This is a genomic window from Collimonas sp. OK307 (assembly GCF_900113705.1).
In the GTDB taxonomy this organism is placed as follows: domain Bacteria; phylum Pseudomonadota; class Gammaproteobacteria; order Burkholderiales; family Burkholderiaceae_D; genus Collimonas.
In genome coordinates this window covers 594,318-612,428 of record NZ_FOQI01000001.1, presented here as the reverse complement: position 1 = coordinate 612,428, position 18,111 = coordinate 594,318, and the positions used below count along the sequence as shown (strand labels likewise).

The following is an 18,111-nucleotide window of genomic DNA, read 5'->3' as shown; positions in this document are numbered from 1 at the left end:
ACGAAAGACAGGCAGCATGACGAACGAATCGAAGGGTATGTGGCTGGGGCTGGTCGGGGTGGCTGTGTTCAGCCTGACTTTGCCGTTTACGCGGATGGCGGTGGCGGAGCTGAATCCGGTGTTTGTCGCATTCGGCCGGGCGGTGGTGGCTGCGCTGTGCTCGATACCGTTGTTATGGAAGCTGAAAGCGCCGCCGCCGACCGCGGCCCAGTGGAAAGCCCTGGCGCTGACAGCGCTGGGCGTGGTGATCGGCTTCCCCTTGTTTTCATCTGTGGCGATGCGTTATGTGCCGGCTGCACATGGCGCCATCGTTCTCGGCATTTTACCGTTGGCGACTGCCATGTTTGGCGCCTTGCGATTCGGCGAACGGCCCTCGGCCGGTTTCTGGATTGCCGCCGCGATCGGTAGTGTGATTGTCATCGTGTTTGCCCTGAGCCAGGGTGGCGGCGGTTTGCAAGCTGCGGATCTGGCATTGCTGGCGGCCGTGGTAGCTGCCGCCATGGGCTATGCCGAAGGCGGGCGTTTATCGCAAACCATGGGTGGGCAGCAGGTAATCGCCTGGGCGTTGGTATTGGCATTGCCAATCTTGTTGCCGATAACTGTCTGGCTGGGCTGGCAATACGGTGTCAGTGCTTCGTCCAAGGCTTGGCTGGGTTTTGCCTATGTGTCGCTGTTTTCAATGTTTATCGGCTTTTTCTTTTGGTACAAGGGCTTGGCGCTGGGGGGGATTGCGCGGGTTGGTCAGGTGCAACTATTGCAGCCGTTCCTGACGCTGTTGGGAGCTGCATTGATACTGGGCGAGACATTGGATAGCAGCAACATGTTGTTTGCGCTGGCAGTGCTGGTGGTGGTGGCGCTTGGCCGCAAGATGGCGGTGCGGCGGCAAGCTGCATAGCAAAATATAAAGCCGGGCTTTCGCAAATTTGGCGGTAGGTGAGATAATCATGTATTGGCCGGGATCGACCCGGCTGTATCCCATTTATCCCGTCATTGCTGCTGACGCCAAAAGCGTCGGCAAATGATCCCTTTTTTCGGAGTGTCAGATGTCTGTATATGAAAAGTTGCAAGCCCTGAATATCACATTGCCAGCGGTCGTTACACCTGCAGCCGCTTATGTGATGTACGCCCAAAGCGGCAATACGGTTTACCTGTCCGGTCATTTGCCTAAGAAGGACGGCAAGATCTGGGTCGGCCAACTGGGCAAAGACACGACTACCGAAGAAGCCAAATTGGCGGCACGCAGTATTGCGATTGATCTGATCGCTACCTTGCAAGCAGCTTGCGGCGGCGATCTGAAACGCGTCAAACGCATCGTCAAGCTGATGAGCCTGGTCAATTCAACGCCTGATTTCACGGAACAGCACCTGGTTACCAACGGTGCTTCCGAATTGATCGGCGAAGTATTTGGCGAGCAGGGCAAGCATGCCCGTTCCGCATTTGGTGTAGCACAGCTGCCGTTGGGCGCTTGCGTGGAAATTGAAATGATTGCTGAACTGGAGTAGTCCTCAAAACGCAGTGGCGTAACACTGGTAGCGCTATCCGCTGCCAGCCCAGGAGACGGCAGATCATAAAAATCCACGGGCTGTTGCAATCCGGTTTGAGCTTTCGCTTGGCCGGGCAATTGACGACAGTCACTCAGAAAAAGATCACTTGAAGAGAATTGTATGAAAATCGAAAACCCAACACCGCTGCAATGGCATTTTTCGCAGCGTGCGCAAAAATTGCAAAGCTCGGCGATCCGTGAAATCCTGAAGATCACCATGCGCCCGGAAATCATTTCCTTCGCCGGTGGCCTGCCGTCGCCGGCCACTTTCCCTGTCGAACAATTGAAAGTGGCGTTTGACAAAGTGCTGTCGGAACAAGGTAAGGTCGCGTTGCAATACGGTCCTACCGATGGTTATGGCCCGCTGCGCGAATGGGTCGCCAATTCCTTGTCGACCAACGGCGCCAAGATCATGGCGGATCAAGTCATGATGACTTCCGGTTCGCAGCAGGGCCTGGATTTGCTGGGTAAGGTATTGATCGACGAAGGCAGCAAGGTGCTGGTGGAAACGCCTAGTTACCTGGGCGCTCTGCAAGCTTTTTCCCTATACGGCCCTGATTTCGTCTCGGTGCCTGCCGACGACGGCGGCCTGATTCCGGAAACAGTGGCGACTTTGGGACAGGGCGCACGCATGTTGTATGCCTTGCCGAATTTCCAGAATCCTACCGGCCGCACCTTGTCGGTAGAGCGCCGTCACGCCTTGGTCGACATCTGCGCGCGACTCGGCTTGCCGCTGATCGAGGATGATCCTTACGGCGCACTCAGCTATCGCACCGAACCGTTGCCGAAGATGCTGAGCATGAATCCGGGCGGGGTGATTTACATGGGTTCCTTCTCCAAGATCCTGACGCCGGGCATACGCCTGGGTTACGTGGTAGCGCCGCGGCCGCTGATCGAGAAGCTGGAACAGGCCAAGCAAGCCACCGACCTGCATACCGCGCAACTGACGCAAATGGTGGTGTACCAGACCATCAAGGACGGCTTCCTCGACCAGCATATCCCGACCATCCGCAAGTTGTACTCGGATCAGTGCGACGCCATGCTGGATGCGCTGAGGACCTATTTCCCGGCCGGCACCAGCTGGACCAAGCCAGAAGGCGGCATGTTTATCTGGGTCACTTTGCCAAAGCATATCGACAGCATGAAATTGCTGGACGAGGCAGTGGCGCAACACGTAGCGTTTGTGCCTGGCGCGCCGTTCTATGGCAATACGCCGGAACAGCATACCTTGCGCTTGAGTTTCGTTACTGTGCCACCGGCCAAGATACGCGAAGGAATCGAGCGACTGGGTAAGCTGATCGCTTCTAAAATCTGATTCTGCAGGCGATAAAAAAGGGAGGATAGATCCTCCCTTTTTTATGTCGCCAAGGCGATTTTTCGTGAGCGCTGCTCAGCGCTTCAAAGCGCCATGGCTTAACCTTTCAGCGCGGCCAGGTCAGCTTGCGCGCCGCGCAGCTCTTCCTGTGCTTCTTGCAGCTTGCCCTGTTTTTCGGTCAGTTTCTTTTGTGCCTTCTGGATTTTCTTGGTATCGCCCTTTGCTTGCGCTACGCGTAAACTGGCTTCTGCCTTGCTGATGTCTTGCCGGGCCTCCGCCACATCGCCTTGTTTTTCGCGAACTTTTTCTTCCGCGCGCTGGTTTTGGCGGGCATCGGTGCAATGTTGCTGCGTTTCTTTCAGCGCCTTTCCCAGCCCGGCGACTTGATTGGCATTGCCAGCCTTTTTCGCGATGTCGAGTTGGGTCTGGATCTGGCCGGCTTTTGTCGCACAGCTGACGGTGTCGGCGTGTGCGTAGCCGGCGATCAGCATGGACAAGGAAATGATGGGAGCGATCAGTTTGATTTTCATGTTGCCTTTCTTTGTGTAGACGTTTTTTACGTCCGTCGTGTAGGGCGGGCCGGTCTTTTTACCCACGCCGAATTCGACAACGCGTGGGCAAAAAGAACTGCCCACTCTACGTAGCATACATGGCAAAATGAAAAGCCGACTTCAAGCCGGCTTTTCATTTTCAGGTCTGCGCAGTCAGTGTCGCCGGTTTCAGTTTCGATTCCAGCATTTTCCCTTTACGCGCCCGCTTGCCGATATGCGGCGCCAGCCCCGAAGCCGACAGGGCCACCTGTTGCGCCTTGCCGCCACGGCCGATGCCGGTCACCAGCACGCCGCGCTGACTGATCGGTTGTGCCGCCAGCAGTTTCTCGTTGCTCTCCAGTTCCATAAGGATCACACCGCGGCCGCCATTGCTGAGCGTTTTGCATTCATCCAGGCCGAACACCAGCAAGCGGCCCTTTTCCGACAGGCAGGCGATGGCGCTGGAGCCGCTAGTCAAAGCTTGTGGCGGCAAAGGCAGATCGCCTTCATCCAGCGTGACATACGATTTGCCAGCTTTCACCCGGCTCAGCATATCGCCGATCTTGGCGGTGAAACCATAGCCGCCCGAGCTAGCCAGCAGCAACATCAAATCGGACGGGCCGGCAAAATAGTGCAGTATGCTGCTGCCGTTAGCCAGGTCGATCAGGGTAGTGATAGGCACGCCGTCGCCGCGCGCGTTGGGCAAGCTCGCCACCGATACGGAGTAGATGCGGCCGTTGGAGCCGAAGGTCAGCAGGTTGTCGACGGTACGGCATTCGAACGCACCGTATAACGCATCACCGGCTTTGAAGCCGAACTGGCTGGCATCATGGCCGTGGCCGGTACGTGCGCGTACCCAGCCCTTTTGAGAAATGATGACAGTCACCGCTTCATCGACGATCCTGGTTTCCACCACGGCTTTTTCTGCAGCTTCGATCAACGTACGGCGGGCATCGCCAAACTGTTTCTGGTCGGCTTCGATTTCTTTGATGACCAGGCGTTTCATCGACGCCGGATTGTCGAGCAGATCGACCAGCGTTGCTTTTTCATTGCGCAGTTCAGCTAGTTCCTGCTGGATCTTGATCGACTCCAGGCGCGCCAGCTGACGCAAGCGGATTTCAAGAATATCTTCGGCCTGGCGGTCGGACAGGTTGAACGCTGTAATCAGTGCCGGCTTTGGTTCGTCCGATTCGCGGATGATCTTGATGACTTTGTCGATATTCAGCAGGATCGCTTCGCGGCCTTCCAGGATATGGATACGGTCTTCGATCTTTTGCAGCTTGAATTTTGAGCGACGGGTAATGGTGGTGAAGCGGAAATCGATCCACTCGCGCAAGATCATGCCCAGGCCCTTCTGGCGCGGACGGCCATCGCCGCCGATCATCACCAGATTGATCGAGGCGCTGCTTTCCAGCGAAGTATGGGCCAACAGCATGTTGGTGAATTCGGTCTGGTCCAGGTTCTTCGATTTCGGCTCGAACACCAGGCGCACCGGCGCATCCCGCCCCGATTCGTCGCGCACCGTATCGAGTACCGATAAAATCGAAGTCTTGAGCGCCAGCTGTTCCGGCGTCAGGGTTTTCTTGCCAAGCTTGATTTTCGGATTGGTCAGCTCTTCGATTTCTTCCAGGATCTTTTGCGAAGAAGCGCCAGGCGGCAATTCCGTGACTACGGCCTGCCATTGACCGCGCGCCAGGTCTTCGATTTTCCAGGTGGCGCGCACTTTCAGGCTGCCGCGTCCGCTTTCGTACATTTCCGAAATCGCGGTGGCGGAGGTAATGATCTGGCCGCCGCCAGGGAAGTCCGGGCCGGGGATGATTTGCATCAATTCGGCATGGCTTAAACCCGGGTTACGGATCAAGGCTACCGCCGCCTTGGCGACTTCCTGCAAATTGTGCGATGGGATTTCGGTGGCGAGACCGACCGCAATTCCCGAAGCGCCATTCAGTAATACAAAGGGCAGGCGTGCCGGCAGCAGTTTCGGTTCTTCGGTGGAACCATCGTAGTTGGGTTGGAAATCGACTGTGCCCATGTCGATTTCTTCCAGCAGCAATCTGGCGATGGGCGTCAGGCGTGCCTCGGTGTAACGCATCGCCGCTGCGCCGTCGCCGTCGCGCGAACCGAAGTTACCCTGGCCGTCGACCAGTGGATAACGCAGCGAGAAATCCTGGGTCATGCGCACCAGTGCGTCATACACCGATTGATCCCCGTGCGGATGCAGCTTACCCAGCACGTCGCCGACCACCAGCGCCGATTTGCGCGGCTTGGCGGCGGCGTTCAGGCCGAGTTCGCTCATCGCATACAGGATGCGGCGCTGTACCGGCTTCTGGCCGTCGGAGACGTCGGGCAGGGCGCGTCCTTTGACTACCGAAATGGCGTAGTCGAGGTAGGCGCGTTCAGCGAAGGTGGCAAGGGTTAAGGATTCAGCGTCCGGGGTTGGTGCATCTGGCGTAGCAAACAGATCGTTTTGGTCGGTCATGTAGAGTCGGTGCTTATTTTGATATTTATTCGATAAAAGGCGTTGCTGCCGCGGGTATTGCCGCAGCTGGCGGAATTGGCGTTGCGGCTACCGGCGGTATGTCAGCCGGCATGTTGCTGCGACCGGGAATTACCAGGCGGATGCGCTTCAGTCCGGCATTATTGCCGTCAACCTTGCTTTCGGCGGGCTGGTCAAATCCTGGTTTGTACAATTGATAAAATTGCCGCACCAGTTGTACATACATGCGTGTTTCAGGATACGGCGGCACCTTGTTATTGTACTTTTGTACGGCGCCTTCGCCAGCGTTGTAAGAGGCAATCACCAGCTCTTGCTGGGCCGGGTAGAGCTTCAGCAGATCGCGCAGGTAGCGGGCGCCCAGGCGGATATTGGTGCGTGGGTCAGTGAGTTTTTTCTCAACCGGTTTTTTGCTGTCGCCGGTCAAGCCATAGCGCTCGGCTGTGGCCGGCATGATTTGCATCAGGCCGATCGCGCCTTTCGGTGACACGGCGGCCGGATTGAAGCCGGATTCGGCAGCCATCACAGCCTTTAGCAGCGCTGGCTCCAGCGCAAATTCTTGCGCTGCCTGGTCCACCAGCGCTTCGTATTTTTTAAGATTCGGATGTTGCGACAGGTAGCGGAACAACGGACTGTTGCGCACCTTCGGATCAAGTGGCCTGACACTGCCGGCAGCTAGTTGGGATGAGTCGAAAAAGCCATCGCCGCGCATGAACAATTGATAACGGTTATCCAGTTTTTCAGTCGAGAAATGCCCCATGCCATCCGCATCGATATAGCCGAAGATATCCGCGCGCGCGCTGCCGACCGTAGTCAGTAGTGCGAGCGTCAGCAGGGTACCTGTGAAAAATCGGCTCAAATGATGGCGGAGTTGCTTCATTGTTACTTTAAATGATCGGAGCTGCGGATAACCGGCAAGCTGAGTTGAGCTACTGAGTTGAGCTATAGAGGCGGTGAAGCCTACAACTGCGCAGTATAGCCGCGTAAAACTCGGACCATGATAATACGTTTTGCAGATCCCGATGGCCGGCGCCGGTAAAGGCGCCATAGTTGCCAAGGGAAAATTTTTTAGATATCCGCCTCGGCCTCATTGCCATGTTCTTCAATCCAGGCCCGGCGTGCCGCAGCTTCGCCCTTGCCCATCAGCATATTGAAGCGGTTTTCCGACGCTTCCAGGTCGAAATTGCCGAGCAAGACCGGCAGCAACCTGCGGGTATCCGGATTCATCGTGGTTTCCCACAGTTGCTCGGCGTTCATTTCGCCCAGGCCTTTGAAGCGGGAGATGGACCAGGCGCTGTCCTTGACGCCATCCTTGCGCAGTTTATCTTCGATGGCTTCCAGTTCACCGTCGTCCAGGGCGTAAATTTTCTGCGCCGGCTTCTTGCCGCGCGCCGGGGCATCGACCCGGTATAGCGGCGGCCGGGCGATGCAGATATTGCCGCGATCGATCAATTGCGGAAAGTGGCGGAAAAACAGGGTCAGCAGCAATACCTGGATGTGTGAGCCATCGACGTCCGCATCGGACAGGATGCAGATCTTGCCATAACGCAGGCCGCTGAAATCGATGGTGTCGGTTTTGCTGTGAGGATCGACGCCGATAGCGACCGCGATATCGTGGATTTCATTGTTGGCGAACAGCCGGTCGCGCTCGGTTTCCCAGGAGTTCAGCACCTTGCCGCGCAATGGCAGGATCGCCTGGAATTCCTTGTCGCGGCCCATTTTTGCGGAGCCGCCCGCGGAGTCGCCCTCGACCAGGAACAGTTCATTGCGGGTGATGTCGCTGGATTCGCAATCAGTCAGTTTGCCAGGCAAGACGGCAACCCCGGAGGATTTCTTCTTTTCGACTTTTTGCGCCGAGCGCAGACGGTTCTGAGCCTGTTTGATTACCAGGTCGGCCAGCTTCTTGCCGTATTCTACGTGCTGGTTCAGCCACAGTTCCAGCGCCGGACGGGTATAGGTGGAAACCAGCCGCACCGCGTCGCGTGAATTCAAGCGTTCCTTGATCTGGCCCTGGAACTGCGGGTCCAGCACCTTGGCGGACAAGACGAAGGAGACGCGCGCAAACACATCTTCCGGCAACAGCTTGACGCCCTTGGGCAGCAGCGAATGCATTTCAACAAAGCTCTTGACCGCGCCGAACAAGCCTTCGCGCAAGCCGGATTCATGGGTGCCGCCGGCTGAAGTCGGAATCAGGTTCACGTAGGATTCGCGCACGATGGCGCCGTCCTCGGTCCAGGCGACGACCCAGGCCGCGCCTTCGCCTTCGGCGAATCCTTCAGCGTCGGCATTGGCGTATTGCTCGCCTTCGAACAGAGGAATCAGCGGATCGGCATTGGAGGATTGCGCCAGCGACTCCATCAGATAGCCGCGCAAGCCCTGGTCGTATTGCCAGGTCTGGCTGTCACCGCTCTTGGCGTTCAACAGGGTGACTTTGACGCCAGGCAGCAACACCGCCTTGGAGCGCAGCAAGCGCTGCAATTCCGGCTGCGAGATGGCCGGCGAATCGAAGTATTTGGGATTCGGCCAGGCGGTCACGCGGGTACCTGATTTCTTGCTGTCTTCGCGGCTGAGCGGTTGGGATTTCAGTTTTTCAATCACATCGCCGTCGGCAAACACCATGTGATGCATGCCGCCTTCGCGCCAGACCGTGATTTCCAACCGCGAGGAGAGGGCGTTGGTAACCGAGACGCCGACCCCGTGCAAGCCGCCGGAAAACGAGTAGGCGCCACCGCTGCCTTTGTCGAACTTGCCGCCGGCATGCAGGCGGGTGAATACGATTTCTACCGTCGGTACTTTTTCTTCCGGATGCATGCCGACTGGAATGCCGCGGCCATCATCCTCGACACTGACGCTGCCGTCGGCATTCAGGGTGACCAGGATATTTTTGCAAAATCCGCCGAGCGCTTCGTCCGAGGCGTTGTCAATCACTTCCTGAATGATATGCAGCGGATTTTCGGTGCGGGTGTACATGCCCGGGCGTTGCTTGACCGGTTCCAGGCCCTTCAGTACACGGATCGATGATTCGCTATAGTCAGATTGCGGTGATTTTTTGGTTGCCATTCAGTTGTGATGAGTTAAATGTGAATTGTTGTTGGTTTTTAAACTAATTTGCGACGCTTTTGCAACGCATTGTCAATTGAGGGAGAGATTACTCGTTATTATCCTTGCGCATTCTAATGAAAAAGCGGTTCGCTTGCGCAGGCAAGATGCGGTAAAAGAAATATCAGCCACAGGCGTTCAGGATGAATTGCTTATTTAGTCGTCTATTAAGCGCCTATTTAATTGATGCATGGCAATAAAATGTTGTTGTTTTACACAGTGTATTGATAAAAACAAAAGTTAAATAAAGACACTGTTATCATGATTTCGCTAGCGTTCGAATAGCAGGGAGGGCATAAAAAAAATGAAAAAACATAACGCACCATTCGGCATCAGGTTCATCGGGTTTTCCGCGCGTGAAATCAATATTTTCGACGCCACTTTTTCGGTCGAGCAAAACCGCGAGAAACAATATTACCGCTTGCCCGAAGACAGCCTGCAGGAGCCGGACCTGTACCTGGTGAACGCCGACGACCTGAAAGCCCTGGCGATCCTGGCTGACATGGAACCCAATAATCTGCGGCCCGCCTTGCTGGTTGGCGCACCCCATGTGGAACTGCCGTTTGCCACTGTCGAGAGGCCGATACGCTGGCTGAAATTGTTCGGCGCGCTGGATACCTTGATTGAGCGGCGTCTGATCATGCTGGCCAAGCAAAATTCCGCTGACGACGCATTGATCAATAATGTGCCGGATCGTCGCCGGCGCGAACGTCTCGACCTGGATTTGACCGACCCGCTTGAATATGAGCGCATGCGCAGCAAATCGCCGCAGGCCGACCGGATCCTTGTGATTGACGAGCAATCGACGTTTCGCGACGATCTGGCAATTACCATGGCGCATCACGTAGTGCCGGTTGAGTGGGTTGGCACTCCCGAGGCAGCTGCCGAGGTATATACGCAGCTGAGCATCTCGGTAGTGTTGATCAATCCAAAGCTGACGCAGTTTGATCCCTATGATTTGTGCAGCACCATCAAGCAACAGCATGACAGCACCAGGATTGCAGTTATTTTCCTGATCGATAAAGACTTCGCCTACGATCATGTGCGGGCGCGGCAGGTTGAATGCGACGGTTTCCTGAGCCGGCACCTGGACCAGCAGCAGATATTGCTGGCACTGGGGAAATTCTTGTCGTTGCGCCGTTAAAAACACGTAAACCGCAGGGCTGCCAATCGCCAATCGCCATTCGGTATCGGCTTTATTTGCCCGCAGTTTGCCGACTGTTTGGCGCTTATTTGCTTAACAGGCGCATGCCGCGTTCCAGGCCATCCATGGTCACCGGAAACATGCGGTTGCTCATCAACTGGCGGATCACTTCTACCGATTGGCGATATTGCCACAAGCCTTCCGGCTCAGGATTGAGCCAGATGAACTTGGGAAAAGCCTTGGTGAAGCGCTGCAGCCATTCGGCGCCGGCTTCTTCGTTGTTGTACTCGACGGAGCCGCCAGGTTGCAGGATTTCATAAGGGCTCATGGTGGCGTCGCCGACGAAGATCAGTTTGGTGTCCGGCGTGTACTTGCGCAAGATATCCCAGGTCGGGAAGCGCTCGGCATGGCGGCGCTGATTATTCTTCCAGACGTAATCGTAGACGCAATTGTGAAAATAAAAGAACTCCATGTTCTTGAATTCGGTCTTGGCGGCAGAAAATAATTCTTCGGTGCGGGCAATATGATCGTCCATGGTGCCGCCGACATCCAGCAGCATCAACACCTTGATATTGTTCTTGCGCTCGGGCCGCATCTTAATGTCGAGGTAGCCGGCATTGTTGGCGGTGGCGCGTATGGTGTCGTCCAGCGCCAACTCTTCCGCCAGACCTTCGCGCGCGAATTTGCGCAATCGCCGCAGGGCAATCTTGATGTTGCGAGTGCCCAGTTCGAGGTCGTCATCGTAATCGCGGTAAGCGCGCGCATCCCAGACTTTGACGGCAGTGCGATTACCACCGCTGCCGCCAATGCGGATGCCTTCGGGATTGGTGCCGCCATGGCCGAACGGTGAAGTGCCGCCGGTGCCGATCCATTTGCTGCCTCCTTCGTGCCGCTCTTTCTGTTCTTTAAGCAGTTCTTGCAGGCGGTCCATCAGTTTGTCGTAGCCGAATTTCTCCAGCTGGGCCTGTTGCTCCGGCGTCAATTCGCGTTTGATGCGCTGCATCAGCCATTCCAGCGGGATCTCTGCGTTTTTCTCGAACACCGTCTGGATGCCTTTGAAGTACCGCCCGAAAGCCTGGTCGAATTTATCGAAATGGGCCTCATCCTTTACCAGCGTGGTGCGCGCCAGATAATAAAAATTATCGAGCGTAGGCGTAATGACGTTGCGCTGCAACGCCTCCAGCAGAATCAGGAATTCCTTGATCGACACCGGGATCTTGGCGTCTTTCAAGGTGAAGAAGAAATCAATCAGCATGGCGTGCTTTGCTTATAACCGTTATCTATTTTTTCTGGCCATGAACACCAGGCGTTCAAACAGGTGCACATCTTGCTCGTTCTTCAGCAAGGCGCCATGCAGCGGCGGCACCACGGCCTTGGCGTCGCTGCTGTGCAGGGCTTCCGGCGGGATGTCTTCTGCCAGCAACAGCTTAAGCCAGTCCAGCAGTTCCGAGGTTGACGGTTTCTTTTTCAATCCCGCCACGTCGCGTACCTGGTAGAAAGTTTCCAGCGCCTGCGCCAGCATGTCTTTTTTTAGATTCGGGAAATGGACGTTGACGATATCCTGCATGGTCGCCTTGTCCGGAAACTTGATGTAATGGAAGAAGCAGCGCCGCAGGAAGGCGTCCGGCAATTCTTTCTCGTTATTCGAGGTGATGATGACCAGCGGACGGTGCTTGGCACGCACCATTTCGCGTGTTTCATAAACGTAAAATTCCATGCGGTCGAGTTCGCGCAGCAAATCGTTGGGGAACTCAATGTCTGCTTTGTCGATCTCATCAATCAGCAACACCACTTGTTCGTCTGCGTTAAATGCTTGCCACAAGACGCCTTTGACAATGTAGTTGTGAATGTCCTTGACCCTGGCGTCTCCCAGTTGCGAATCCCGCAGGCGCGATACGGCATCGTATTCGTACAAGCCTTGCTGGGCTTTTGTGGTCGATTTGATATGCCATTGCAGCAACGGCATGTTCAGAGCGGCAGCCACTTCTTCCGCCAGCATGGTCTTGCCGGTGCCCGGCTCACCCTTGATCAATAGTGGTCTTTGCAATGTCAGTGCAGCATTGACGGCTAGTTTCAGGTCGTCGGTGGCGACGTAGCCGGGGGAACTTTCAAAACGTGTCTCTGGTCGCATTGTCGTTAGTGATGAGGAAGCAATTAGGAAGTAAGTAAGTCCGAGTATAAACGAGATGGCCGATTGGCTGGCCCAAACTCAGAAGGGTTGTCTTGATGATCAGACGACCACATCCTCACTGTTATAAAGATAGCCAATGAAAATTCTGTTTCTCCGCTTGCGGGTAATGTGGCGCCGGTTTCGACATGGCGAGCGGCACCTGCAAACCGATAGCCGGCAGTACGCCACGCAAGTCGACGCTTTGATGCGCCGCGCCAATCCTTTTTATTCCTGGCAAGAACGCGCTAACTGGATTATCGATATTGTCCAATGGCTGCGCCATGTCCCCACCGTATCCATGCTCGACGACGACGCCCGCCTGCGGGTCAAGCAGCAGCGCCTGGCTTTTTTGCTGGAATGGCTGGACACTAACCGCGACGTCCGCCGGGTAGTGCAGGCCACGTTGCAGAAAACCCTGCGCGAAGCCGCCGGACCGGAGCTTTTTTGCGCCACCGGCTTGCCGAATGAACCGGCGTTCTTCAGCGAGCTGACGGAACATGCCATCAAGCTGGTGCTGCCGAAACCGCCGTTCGAGGCGGACCTGTCGTCCTTGTTTACCGCCTTGTTTCCTACCGCGGAAGATGCCGACTGGCTGCTGGCGCTGGATACGCAAAGTGTGGCGAAGATCTGGAAACTGATCGCCGATGACGGTATCGCCCACAGCTATCAGCAACAGATCGACGAGGCGTTGATCTATCTCGCCGCAATGATCCTGGCGGACGGCATCAGCAAGGCTTTCCGCCAGAAGCTGGACCCCAAGATGCCGCTGCAGGCAACCCCGTTCATGGTCTTGCGGCGCGAACTGGAAACCTATTTATACGTCACTCCAAGGGACGAGGCCGCCTTGCGTAGTGTGCGTATGCTGATTGCCGTCTGCCAGGCGCAGACCGACAGGATTTACGCCCACCTTGACGAGCATGGTGTGTCGGTCAGTCTGGTCTACCGGGTCGAGCGCATGCGTGCGCAGCTGACGCGGATGGCGTTGCTGACCGATCTGCGCTCAGCGATTTACGGCACGGAGGGCCGGGTTGCAGAATCGAACTCAGGCGCGGACGCAGAGCCGGGCGCCGGCCAGATCCAGGCTCTGCTCGGGGATTTGATCGCCGCGCATCATCAGCGCTCCTCGGCACGCGGATTGATACAACGCAGTTTCTCCCTGCTGGCGCGCAAGATGGTCGAGCGCAATGCCGATCATGGCGAGCACTACATTGCACGCGATAACAAGGAATACCGGGCCATGCTCAAGGCCGCAGGTCGCGGCGGCGTCATTACGGCGTTTACCGTGCTCGGAAAATCGCTGCTCTCGTCGGTCGGTGCGGCGCGTTTTTTTGAGGGGATATTCGCGTCCCTGAATTATGCCGCCAGTTTCATGCTAATTTCTGCCGTGGGTGGCGTACTGGCCACCAAACAGCCGGCGGTGACGGCGCCGGTGCTTGCCTCGAAGATGGGGCAACTGCATACGGTAGAAGGTTTGCGCGCGCTGCTGAGTGAAATCGCCTTGTTGTTGCGCTCGCAAGCCGCTGCCGTGTTCGGCAATCTGATGGGGGTGATCCCTGTCATGCTATTGATTTCCGGCCTCATCCGGCTGACTACCGACGCCCCCATGATGACGGCGGAGCATGCCAGCGCCAGCTTGCACAGCCTGTCCGTCATCGGCCCGACGCCATTGTTTGCGGCTTTCACCGGGATACTGCTATGGTTGTCGAGCCTGGTATCGGGTTTTGCCGATAACTGGTTTGCCCTGCGCCGCCTGCGCGAAGCGCTGACTCATCAGCGGCGCCTGGTATTCGTGCTGGGAGCGATGCGGGCGGAGCGCTGGGCCGCCTGGCTGGATCGTAACGTGGCGCAGATTGCCGGTAACGTCTCGCTCGGCTTACTGCTGGGCATGACGCCGGTGCTGGCGCAGTTCTTCGGTTTGCCGCTGGATGTGCGCCATGTGACGTTGGCCACCGGTACCCTGGCCGCTGCCGCCAGCAGCCTGGGCTGGCAGGTGCTGGCAACGCCGCAATTCTGGCTGGCGATAGCCGGGATTGTCAGTGTCGGCGTGTTGAATGTCGGCGTGTCGTTTGCCTGCGCACTGACCTTGGCCTTGCGTGCGCGTAACGTGCCGGCACGTATAAGGCGGCTGGTATTCCGGGCGGTATTGCGTCGTTTCAGCGCCTCACCGCGTTCTTTCCTGTTTCCTGAACGGGCGGTGGTATCGGCGCCGGAATCCTCCTCGCTGCAGGCGGATGCTGCCGATACCGTCAGCGGCGAAGCCTCCGAACGCGCCGAGCCCGTGCTGCCGCCGGAGCCATCTCCCGCGCCGCAACACCGGCCTGGCAGGCGGCACGGATAAGGCCGCCGGCGCACCCTGGCACAGCGGGTAGCGTCGGCAAAACCAACCCAACTGGCAGTAAACGACTGTCGCGGGATTGCCGCGGGCTGCGATTTTGCCATTGGCGGGCGTGGACTGTGCATGTTTCTTGGGGTAAAATTAACCGGTTTTGGTGTGGGGTGGCGGCGGCAGTCGGCGTCGGGCAGGGCTACCTTTTAGTAAATGCGGCAGTGGATATAGCAGTATATGCAGCAAGGTATAGAGAATATATCTGTTGCCTGAGCTGTATTTCTTGCAGTATTTAAGGCAATATTCGCGGCAAGTTCGCAGTAAAAGGGACCACAAAAAACCGTAGTGAACGGTGCAGGGTCGGCAGGGGACGCGTAGCTGTGCAGGAGTGCAGTGAGCATCATCGTGCCGGAATTGCGGCCGCAGCACAGGTTTTGCGTAGTTTCTTAAACCGGTTTCGCTACAAATTACCCAGCTAATATGAAAAAACTAATCGCACTTCTCGCGCTCGCGAGTCTTGCCAACCTGGCCGCAGCTGCGGACGTGGTCGGCAACGCCAAGGCAGCTGAAAACAAGGTATCGATGTGTATCGGTTGCCATGGCATTCCCGGCTATAAAGCTACCTTCCCGGAAGTCTATCAAGTGCCGATGCTTGGTGGCCAGTCGGCAAAATATATTGAGAGCGCGCTAAACGCCTATAAAAAGGGTGACCGCAAGATGCCAACCATGCGCGGTATCGCAGCCAGCCTGTCCGAGCAGGACATGGCCGATATTGCAGCATATTATTCGCAGCAGAAATAAGGGATCCACACAATGAAAAAGATTTTTGCTGGCGTGGCGTTTCTACTTTCCACTGGCGCATTTGTGAATGCCCATGCAGCCGGAAATATTGCTGCAGGCGAAGCCGCTGTGAAAAAATATTCCTGCGCATCCTGCCACGGCGCCGATTTCCATACCCCGATCGATCCCAGCTATCCGAAGCTGGCCGGCCAGCCGCAAGATTACCTGCAGCATGCCTTGATTGCCTATCAGCGCGGCAGCGATGGTCCTAACGGCCGCAGCAATGCAATCATGGGTGGCCAGGCCAAGGCCTTGTCGTACCAGGATGTACAGGACATTGCAGCCTACCTGCACAGCCTGCCGACGACGCTGGTTTTGCGTAAGTAAGATTGTGCAAGTAAGCTAGCCTGTCACCGGATAACGTAAAAAGCCACGCAATAGCAAAGCGTGGCTTTTTTATTTTTCAGCGTGCGGGAAGTGCAGCGTAAATACGGTCATCTGATCTGCGCTGCGGCTCAGCTCAACCCGGCCGCCATGCAGTTTCATGATAGATTGCACGATGGCCAGGCCAAGTCCAGTCGACGAGGCTGAGTCGCTGCGGGCCGGGTCGACTCGGTAGAAGCGGTCAAACAGTCTTGGAATGGCCGAGTCCGCTATCTGCGGGCCCGGATTGCCGACCGTAATCACGGTCGTTCGATCCACCTGTTTCGCTTCCAGCCGGATTGAATGGCCGGAGGCCGTGTAGCGGATTGCGTTGGCGACCAGGTTGCTGATCGCGCGCCGAAGCAACATCGGGTCGGCACGCACGCTACCGGATGCCGCGATGCTCAGACGCACGCCACTATCCTCGGCCACCCCTTCAAAATAGTCGGCAATACGTTGCAATTCCAGGCGACAGTCGAGCTGCTCGAAGGCGACGGCAACATGGGCATGGTCGGCGCGCGCCAGGAACAGCATGTTATCCAGCATGCGCGACAGCCTCTCATATTCTTCCACATTGGATACCAGCAGTCCCTGGTACTCTTCCGGCAGGCGCGGTTGTGCCAGCGCCACCTGGGTTTGCACCATCAGGTTATTGATTGGCGTGCGCAAGTCGTGCGCCAGGTCGGCAGAAAATTGCGACAGCCGCTGGAAACTGTCGTGCAGGCGGTCCAGCATGCTATTGAAGGCCACCACCAATTGTTGTAATTCATGCGGGGCGCTGGCGACATCCAGCCCGCGGTCGAGGTGTTGCGCGGTGATTGAATGCGCCTGTTGCGCGATCAGGCGGGTAGGGCGCAAGCCGCGCCTGACCAGTGCGTAGCCTAACAAGGCTGCCAGGATCGCGCCTGACAATGCCGCACCGAGTATCTGCATGCGGTAGCTGGCCAACATCGCCAGGCTGCCGCTGATATTGTGGGCGACGACGATCTGGATTTTTTCACCGGTGCGGTCGACGTTGGCCCAGAGTGCCGTGGCGCGCACCGGCAAGCCGCCTGAGGTACGCAGGTTCTGTCGCGATTTTTGATCCGGCATCTGGCCGACGGCGGCCAGCGGCAGGGCCGGCAGGCTGCCGGCGTCAGGCCTGGTGTTCAGCAGTTGCGCACCATCTGCGCTGCGCAGTATCAGCAGCAGATCGTCATGGCCAAGCGTTGCGTCCATGAACGAGTGAGGATCATCGCGAATTGCCTGTATCGATTTGGCCTTGGCCGCCAGATGCCGCATCAGCGTGACTTTGCCGGTTAACTCCTGGTCATCGTGGTTTTCCAGCTGACGTGCCAGCGAATAGTAGAGATAGCTGCCGACCAGCGTAAACGTGAGCAAGGTCGCCAGTGCGAACAACAGCGCCAGGCGCATGGTAAGCGAGCGCGGCGCCCACAGCTTCAAGTCCGGTCCTCCAGCACATAGCCCATGCCGCGCACGGTATGGATCAACGCTGGTGCATAGGGTTCGTCGATCTTGATGCGCAGCCGTCGTATGGCGACATCGACGACATTGGTGTCGCTGTCGAAATTCATGTCCCACACCTGCGATGCGATCAGCGAACGCGACAATACTTCTGAGCGGCGTTTCGCCATCAGATGCAGCAGGGAAAATTCCTTGGTAGTCAGGTCGATACGCTCGCCGTTGCGAGTGACGCGTCGTTTCATTACATCGATTTCCATATCGGCGATATGCAGCAGATCGGATTCGCGAATCGGCCCGCGCCGCAAGAGTGTGCGGATCCTGGCGACCAGCTCGGCAAATGCAAATGGCTTGACCAGATAATCGTCCGCGCCCAGTTCCAGGCCTTTGATGCGGTCGTCGACCTCGTCGCGCGCGGTTAAGAACAGCACAGGTGTCGAACGGGTCTTGCGTAACTCGCCGATCACCTGCCAGCCATCCATGCCGGGCAGCATGACATCCAGCACGATCAAGTCGTAGTCTTCCGATGTGGCGCAGTGCAAGCCATCGGCGCCGGTTCGCACCCAGTCGACCACGTAGCCGGATTCGCTCAACCCTTTACGCAAGTATTCGCCCGCCTTGGGCTCATCTTCTACCAACAGGATGCGCATATATCACCCTTCTGCTTGCATGAATTTATATTGATTTAGCGCCGATTATCTTACAGAAAACAGTGCCGGTGGATTACAAAAGCGTAATCCAGCTGTCACCTTCCGCTTTCCGTCTCCTTTCTACACTTGGCTTCAACGATGTAGCGGCTTGTTGCAAACAGCTGCTTCTTCGTTGA

At 56.8% G+C, this 18,111-nt stretch carries 15 protein-coding genes; 7 read left to right on the top strand and 8 right to left on the bottom strand.

Annotated features, from left to right (window positions below; all coding sequences use genetic code 11):
* The first annotated feature begins 16 nt into the window (after nucleotides 1-16).
* From BM205_RS02735 to BM205_RS02725, 3 genes are all read left to right on the top strand, one after another.
* A complete protein-coding gene (locus BM205_RS02735; RefSeq protein WP_092412244.1) occupies nucleotides 17-895 on the top strand; it encodes a DMT family transporter in 879 nt (292 codons plus the stop codon).
* 148 nt (nucleotides 896-1,043) lie between these two features.
* Entirely contained in the window at nucleotides 1,044-1,502 is a 459-nt protein-coding gene (locus BM205_RS02730; RefSeq protein WP_092412242.1) for a RidA family protein, read from the top strand.
* A gap of 162 nt (nucleotides 1,503-1,664) precedes the next feature.
* The gene (locus BM205_RS02725) at nucleotides 1,665-2,858 is read left to right on the top strand and encodes an aminotransferase-like domain-containing protein (RefSeq protein WP_092412240.1); all 1,194 of its coding nucleotides are present in this window, start codon (nucleotides 1,665-1,667) and stop codon (nucleotides 2,856-2,858) included.
* 98 nt (nucleotides 2,859-2,956) lie between these two features.
* On the opposite strand, the gene BM205_RS02720 is transcribed toward BM205_RS02725, so the two are convergent.
* The 4 genes from BM205_RS02720 to BM205_RS02705 all read right to left on the bottom strand — a co-directional run bounded on the left by BM205_RS02720 (nucleotide 2,957) and on the right by BM205_RS02705 (nucleotide 8,942).
* A complete protein-coding gene (locus tag BM205_RS02720) occupies nucleotides 2,957-3,388 on the bottom strand; it encodes a DUF1090 domain-containing protein (protein WP_175511124.1) in 432 nt (143 codons plus the stop codon).
* A gap of 160 nt (nucleotides 3,389-3,548) precedes the next feature.
* Complete coding sequence (parC, locus tag BM205_RS02715) at nucleotides 3,549-5,867, bottom strand: DNA topoisomerase IV subunit A (RefSeq protein ID WP_092412236.1); 2,319 nt, start codon at nucleotides 5,865-5,867, stop codon at nucleotides 3,549-3,551.
* A 25-nt stretch (nucleotides 5,868-5,892) separates the two neighbouring features.
* A complete protein-coding gene (locus tag BM205_RS02710; protein WP_092412234.1) occupies nucleotides 5,893-6,762 on the bottom strand; it encodes a lytic transglycosylase domain-containing protein in 870 nt (289 codons plus the stop codon).
* Nucleotides 6,763-6,950: 188 nt separating this feature from the next.
* Nucleotides 6,951-8,942, bottom strand: coding sequence for a DNA topoisomerase IV subunit B (locus BM205_RS02705; RefSeq protein WP_092412232.1), 1,992 nt, complete (start codon nucleotides 8,940-8,942; stop codon nucleotides 6,951-6,953).
* A 343-nt stretch (nucleotides 8,943-9,285) separates the two neighbouring features.
* Here BM205_RS02705 and BM205_RS02700 point away from each other — a divergent pair, with 343 nt between their 5' ends.
* Nucleotides 9,286-10,125, top strand: coding sequence for a response regulator (locus tag BM205_RS02700; protein ID WP_092412230.1), 840 nt, complete (start codon nucleotides 9,286-9,288; stop codon nucleotides 10,123-10,125).
* An 85-nt stretch (nucleotides 10,126-10,210) separates the two neighbouring features.
* Here the strand turns inward: BM205_RS02700 and BM205_RS02695 are convergent, their stop codons facing one another.
* Nucleotides 10,211-11,380 carry a vWA domain-containing protein gene (locus BM205_RS02695; RefSeq protein ID WP_092412228.1) on the bottom strand — a complete coding sequence of 390 codons (1,170 nt, stop codon included), beginning with the start codon at nucleotides 11,378-11,380 and terminating at the stop codon, nucleotides 10,211-10,213.
* Nucleotides 11,381-11,401: 21 nt separating this feature from the next.
* Entirely contained in the window at nucleotides 11,402-12,256 is an 855-nt protein-coding gene (locus BM205_RS02690) for an AAA family ATPase (RefSeq protein ID WP_092412226.1), read from the bottom strand.
* 136 nt (nucleotides 12,257-12,392) lie between these two features.
* On the opposite strand from BM205_RS02690, the gene BM205_RS02685 reads away from it, so the two are divergent.
* The 3 genes from BM205_RS02685 to BM205_RS02675 all read left to right on the top strand — a co-directional run bounded on the left by BM205_RS02685 (nucleotide 12,393) and on the right by BM205_RS02675 (nucleotide 15,788).
* Entirely contained in the window at nucleotides 12,393-14,633 is a 2,241-nt protein-coding gene (locus BM205_RS02685; protein ID WP_092412224.1) for a site-specific recombinase, read from the top strand.
* A gap of 468 nt (nucleotides 14,634-15,101) precedes the next feature.
* Nucleotides 15,102-15,422 (top strand): c-type cytochrome, encoded by a 321-nt coding sequence (locus BM205_RS02680; protein ID WP_092412222.1) that lies wholly within the window; start codon nucleotides 15,102-15,104, stop codon nucleotides 15,420-15,422.
* Between the two features lie 12 nt (nucleotides 15,423-15,434).
* Nucleotides 15,435-15,788 carry a c-type cytochrome gene (locus BM205_RS02675; protein WP_092412220.1) on the top strand — a complete coding sequence of 118 codons (354 nt, stop codon included), beginning with the start codon at nucleotides 15,435-15,437 and terminating at the stop codon, nucleotides 15,786-15,788.
* Between the two features lie 69 nt (nucleotides 15,789-15,857).
* Here the strand turns inward: BM205_RS02675 and BM205_RS02670 are convergent, their stop codons facing one another.
* Complete coding sequence (locus BM205_RS02670) at nucleotides 15,858-17,267, bottom strand: heavy metal sensor histidine kinase (RefSeq protein ID WP_254783702.1); 1,410 nt, start codon at nucleotides 17,265-17,267, stop codon at nucleotides 15,858-15,860.
* Entirely contained in the window at nucleotides 17,264-17,935 is a 672-nt protein-coding gene (locus tag BM205_RS02665) for a heavy metal response regulator transcription factor (RefSeq protein ID WP_092412218.1), read from the bottom strand. Before BM205_RS02665 ends, BM205_RS02670 begins: the two co-directional genes overlap by 4 nt.
* Between the last annotated feature and the right edge of the window lie 176 nt (nucleotides 17,936-18,111).

Excerpts from the sequence above, each read along its gene's own strand:
- BM205_RS02735 (WP_092412244.1), top strand. The coding sequence starts at position 17 with ATGACGAACGAATCGAAGGGTATGTGGCTGGGGCTGGTCGGGGTGGCT.
- BM205_RS02730 (WP_092412242.1), top strand. The coding sequence starts at position 1,044 with ATGTCTGTATATGAAAAGTTGCAAGCCCTGAATATCACATTGCCAGCG.
- BM205_RS02725 (WP_092412240.1), top strand. The coding sequence starts at position 1,665 with ATGAAAATCGAAAACCCAACACCGCTGCAATGGCATTTTTCGCAGCGT.
- BM205_RS02720 (WP_175511124.1), bottom strand. The coding sequence starts at position 3,388 with ATGAAAATCAAACTGATCGCTCCCATCATTTCCTTGTCCATGCTGATC.
- parC (WP_092412236.1), bottom strand. The coding sequence starts at position 5,867 with ATGACCGACCAAAACGATCTGTTTGCTACGCCAGATGCACCAACCCCG.
- BM205_RS02710 (WP_092412234.1), bottom strand. The coding sequence starts at position 6,762 with ATGAAGCAACTCCGCCATCATTTGAGCCGATTTTTCACAGGTACCCTG.
- BM205_RS02705 (WP_092412232.1), bottom strand. The coding sequence starts at position 8,942 with ATGGCAACCAAAAAATCACCGCAATCTGACTATAGCGAATCATCGATC.
- BM205_RS02700 (WP_092412230.1), top strand. The coding sequence starts at position 9,286 with ATGAAAAAACATAACGCACCATTCGGCATCAGGTTCATCGGGTTTTCC.
- BM205_RS02695 (WP_092412228.1), bottom strand. The coding sequence starts at position 11,380 with ATGCTGATTGATTTCTTCTTCACCTTGAAAGACGCCAAGATCCCGGTG.
- BM205_RS02690 (WP_092412226.1), bottom strand. The coding sequence starts at position 12,256 with ATGCGACCAGAGACACGTTTTGAAAGTTCCCCCGGCTACGTCGCCACC.
- BM205_RS02685 (WP_092412224.1), top strand. The coding sequence starts at position 12,393 with ATGAAAATTCTGTTTCTCCGCTTGCGGGTAATGTGGCGCCGGTTTCGA.
- BM205_RS02680 (WP_092412222.1), top strand. The coding sequence starts at position 15,102 with ATGAAAAAACTAATCGCACTTCTCGCGCTCGCGAGTCTTGCCAACCTG.
- BM205_RS02675 (WP_092412220.1), top strand. The coding sequence starts at position 15,435 with ATGAAAAAGATTTTTGCTGGCGTGGCGTTTCTACTTTCCACTGGCGCA.
- BM205_RS02665 (WP_092412218.1), bottom strand. The coding sequence starts at position 17,935 with ATGCGCATCCTGTTGGTAGAAGATGAGCCCAAGGCGGGCGAATACTTG.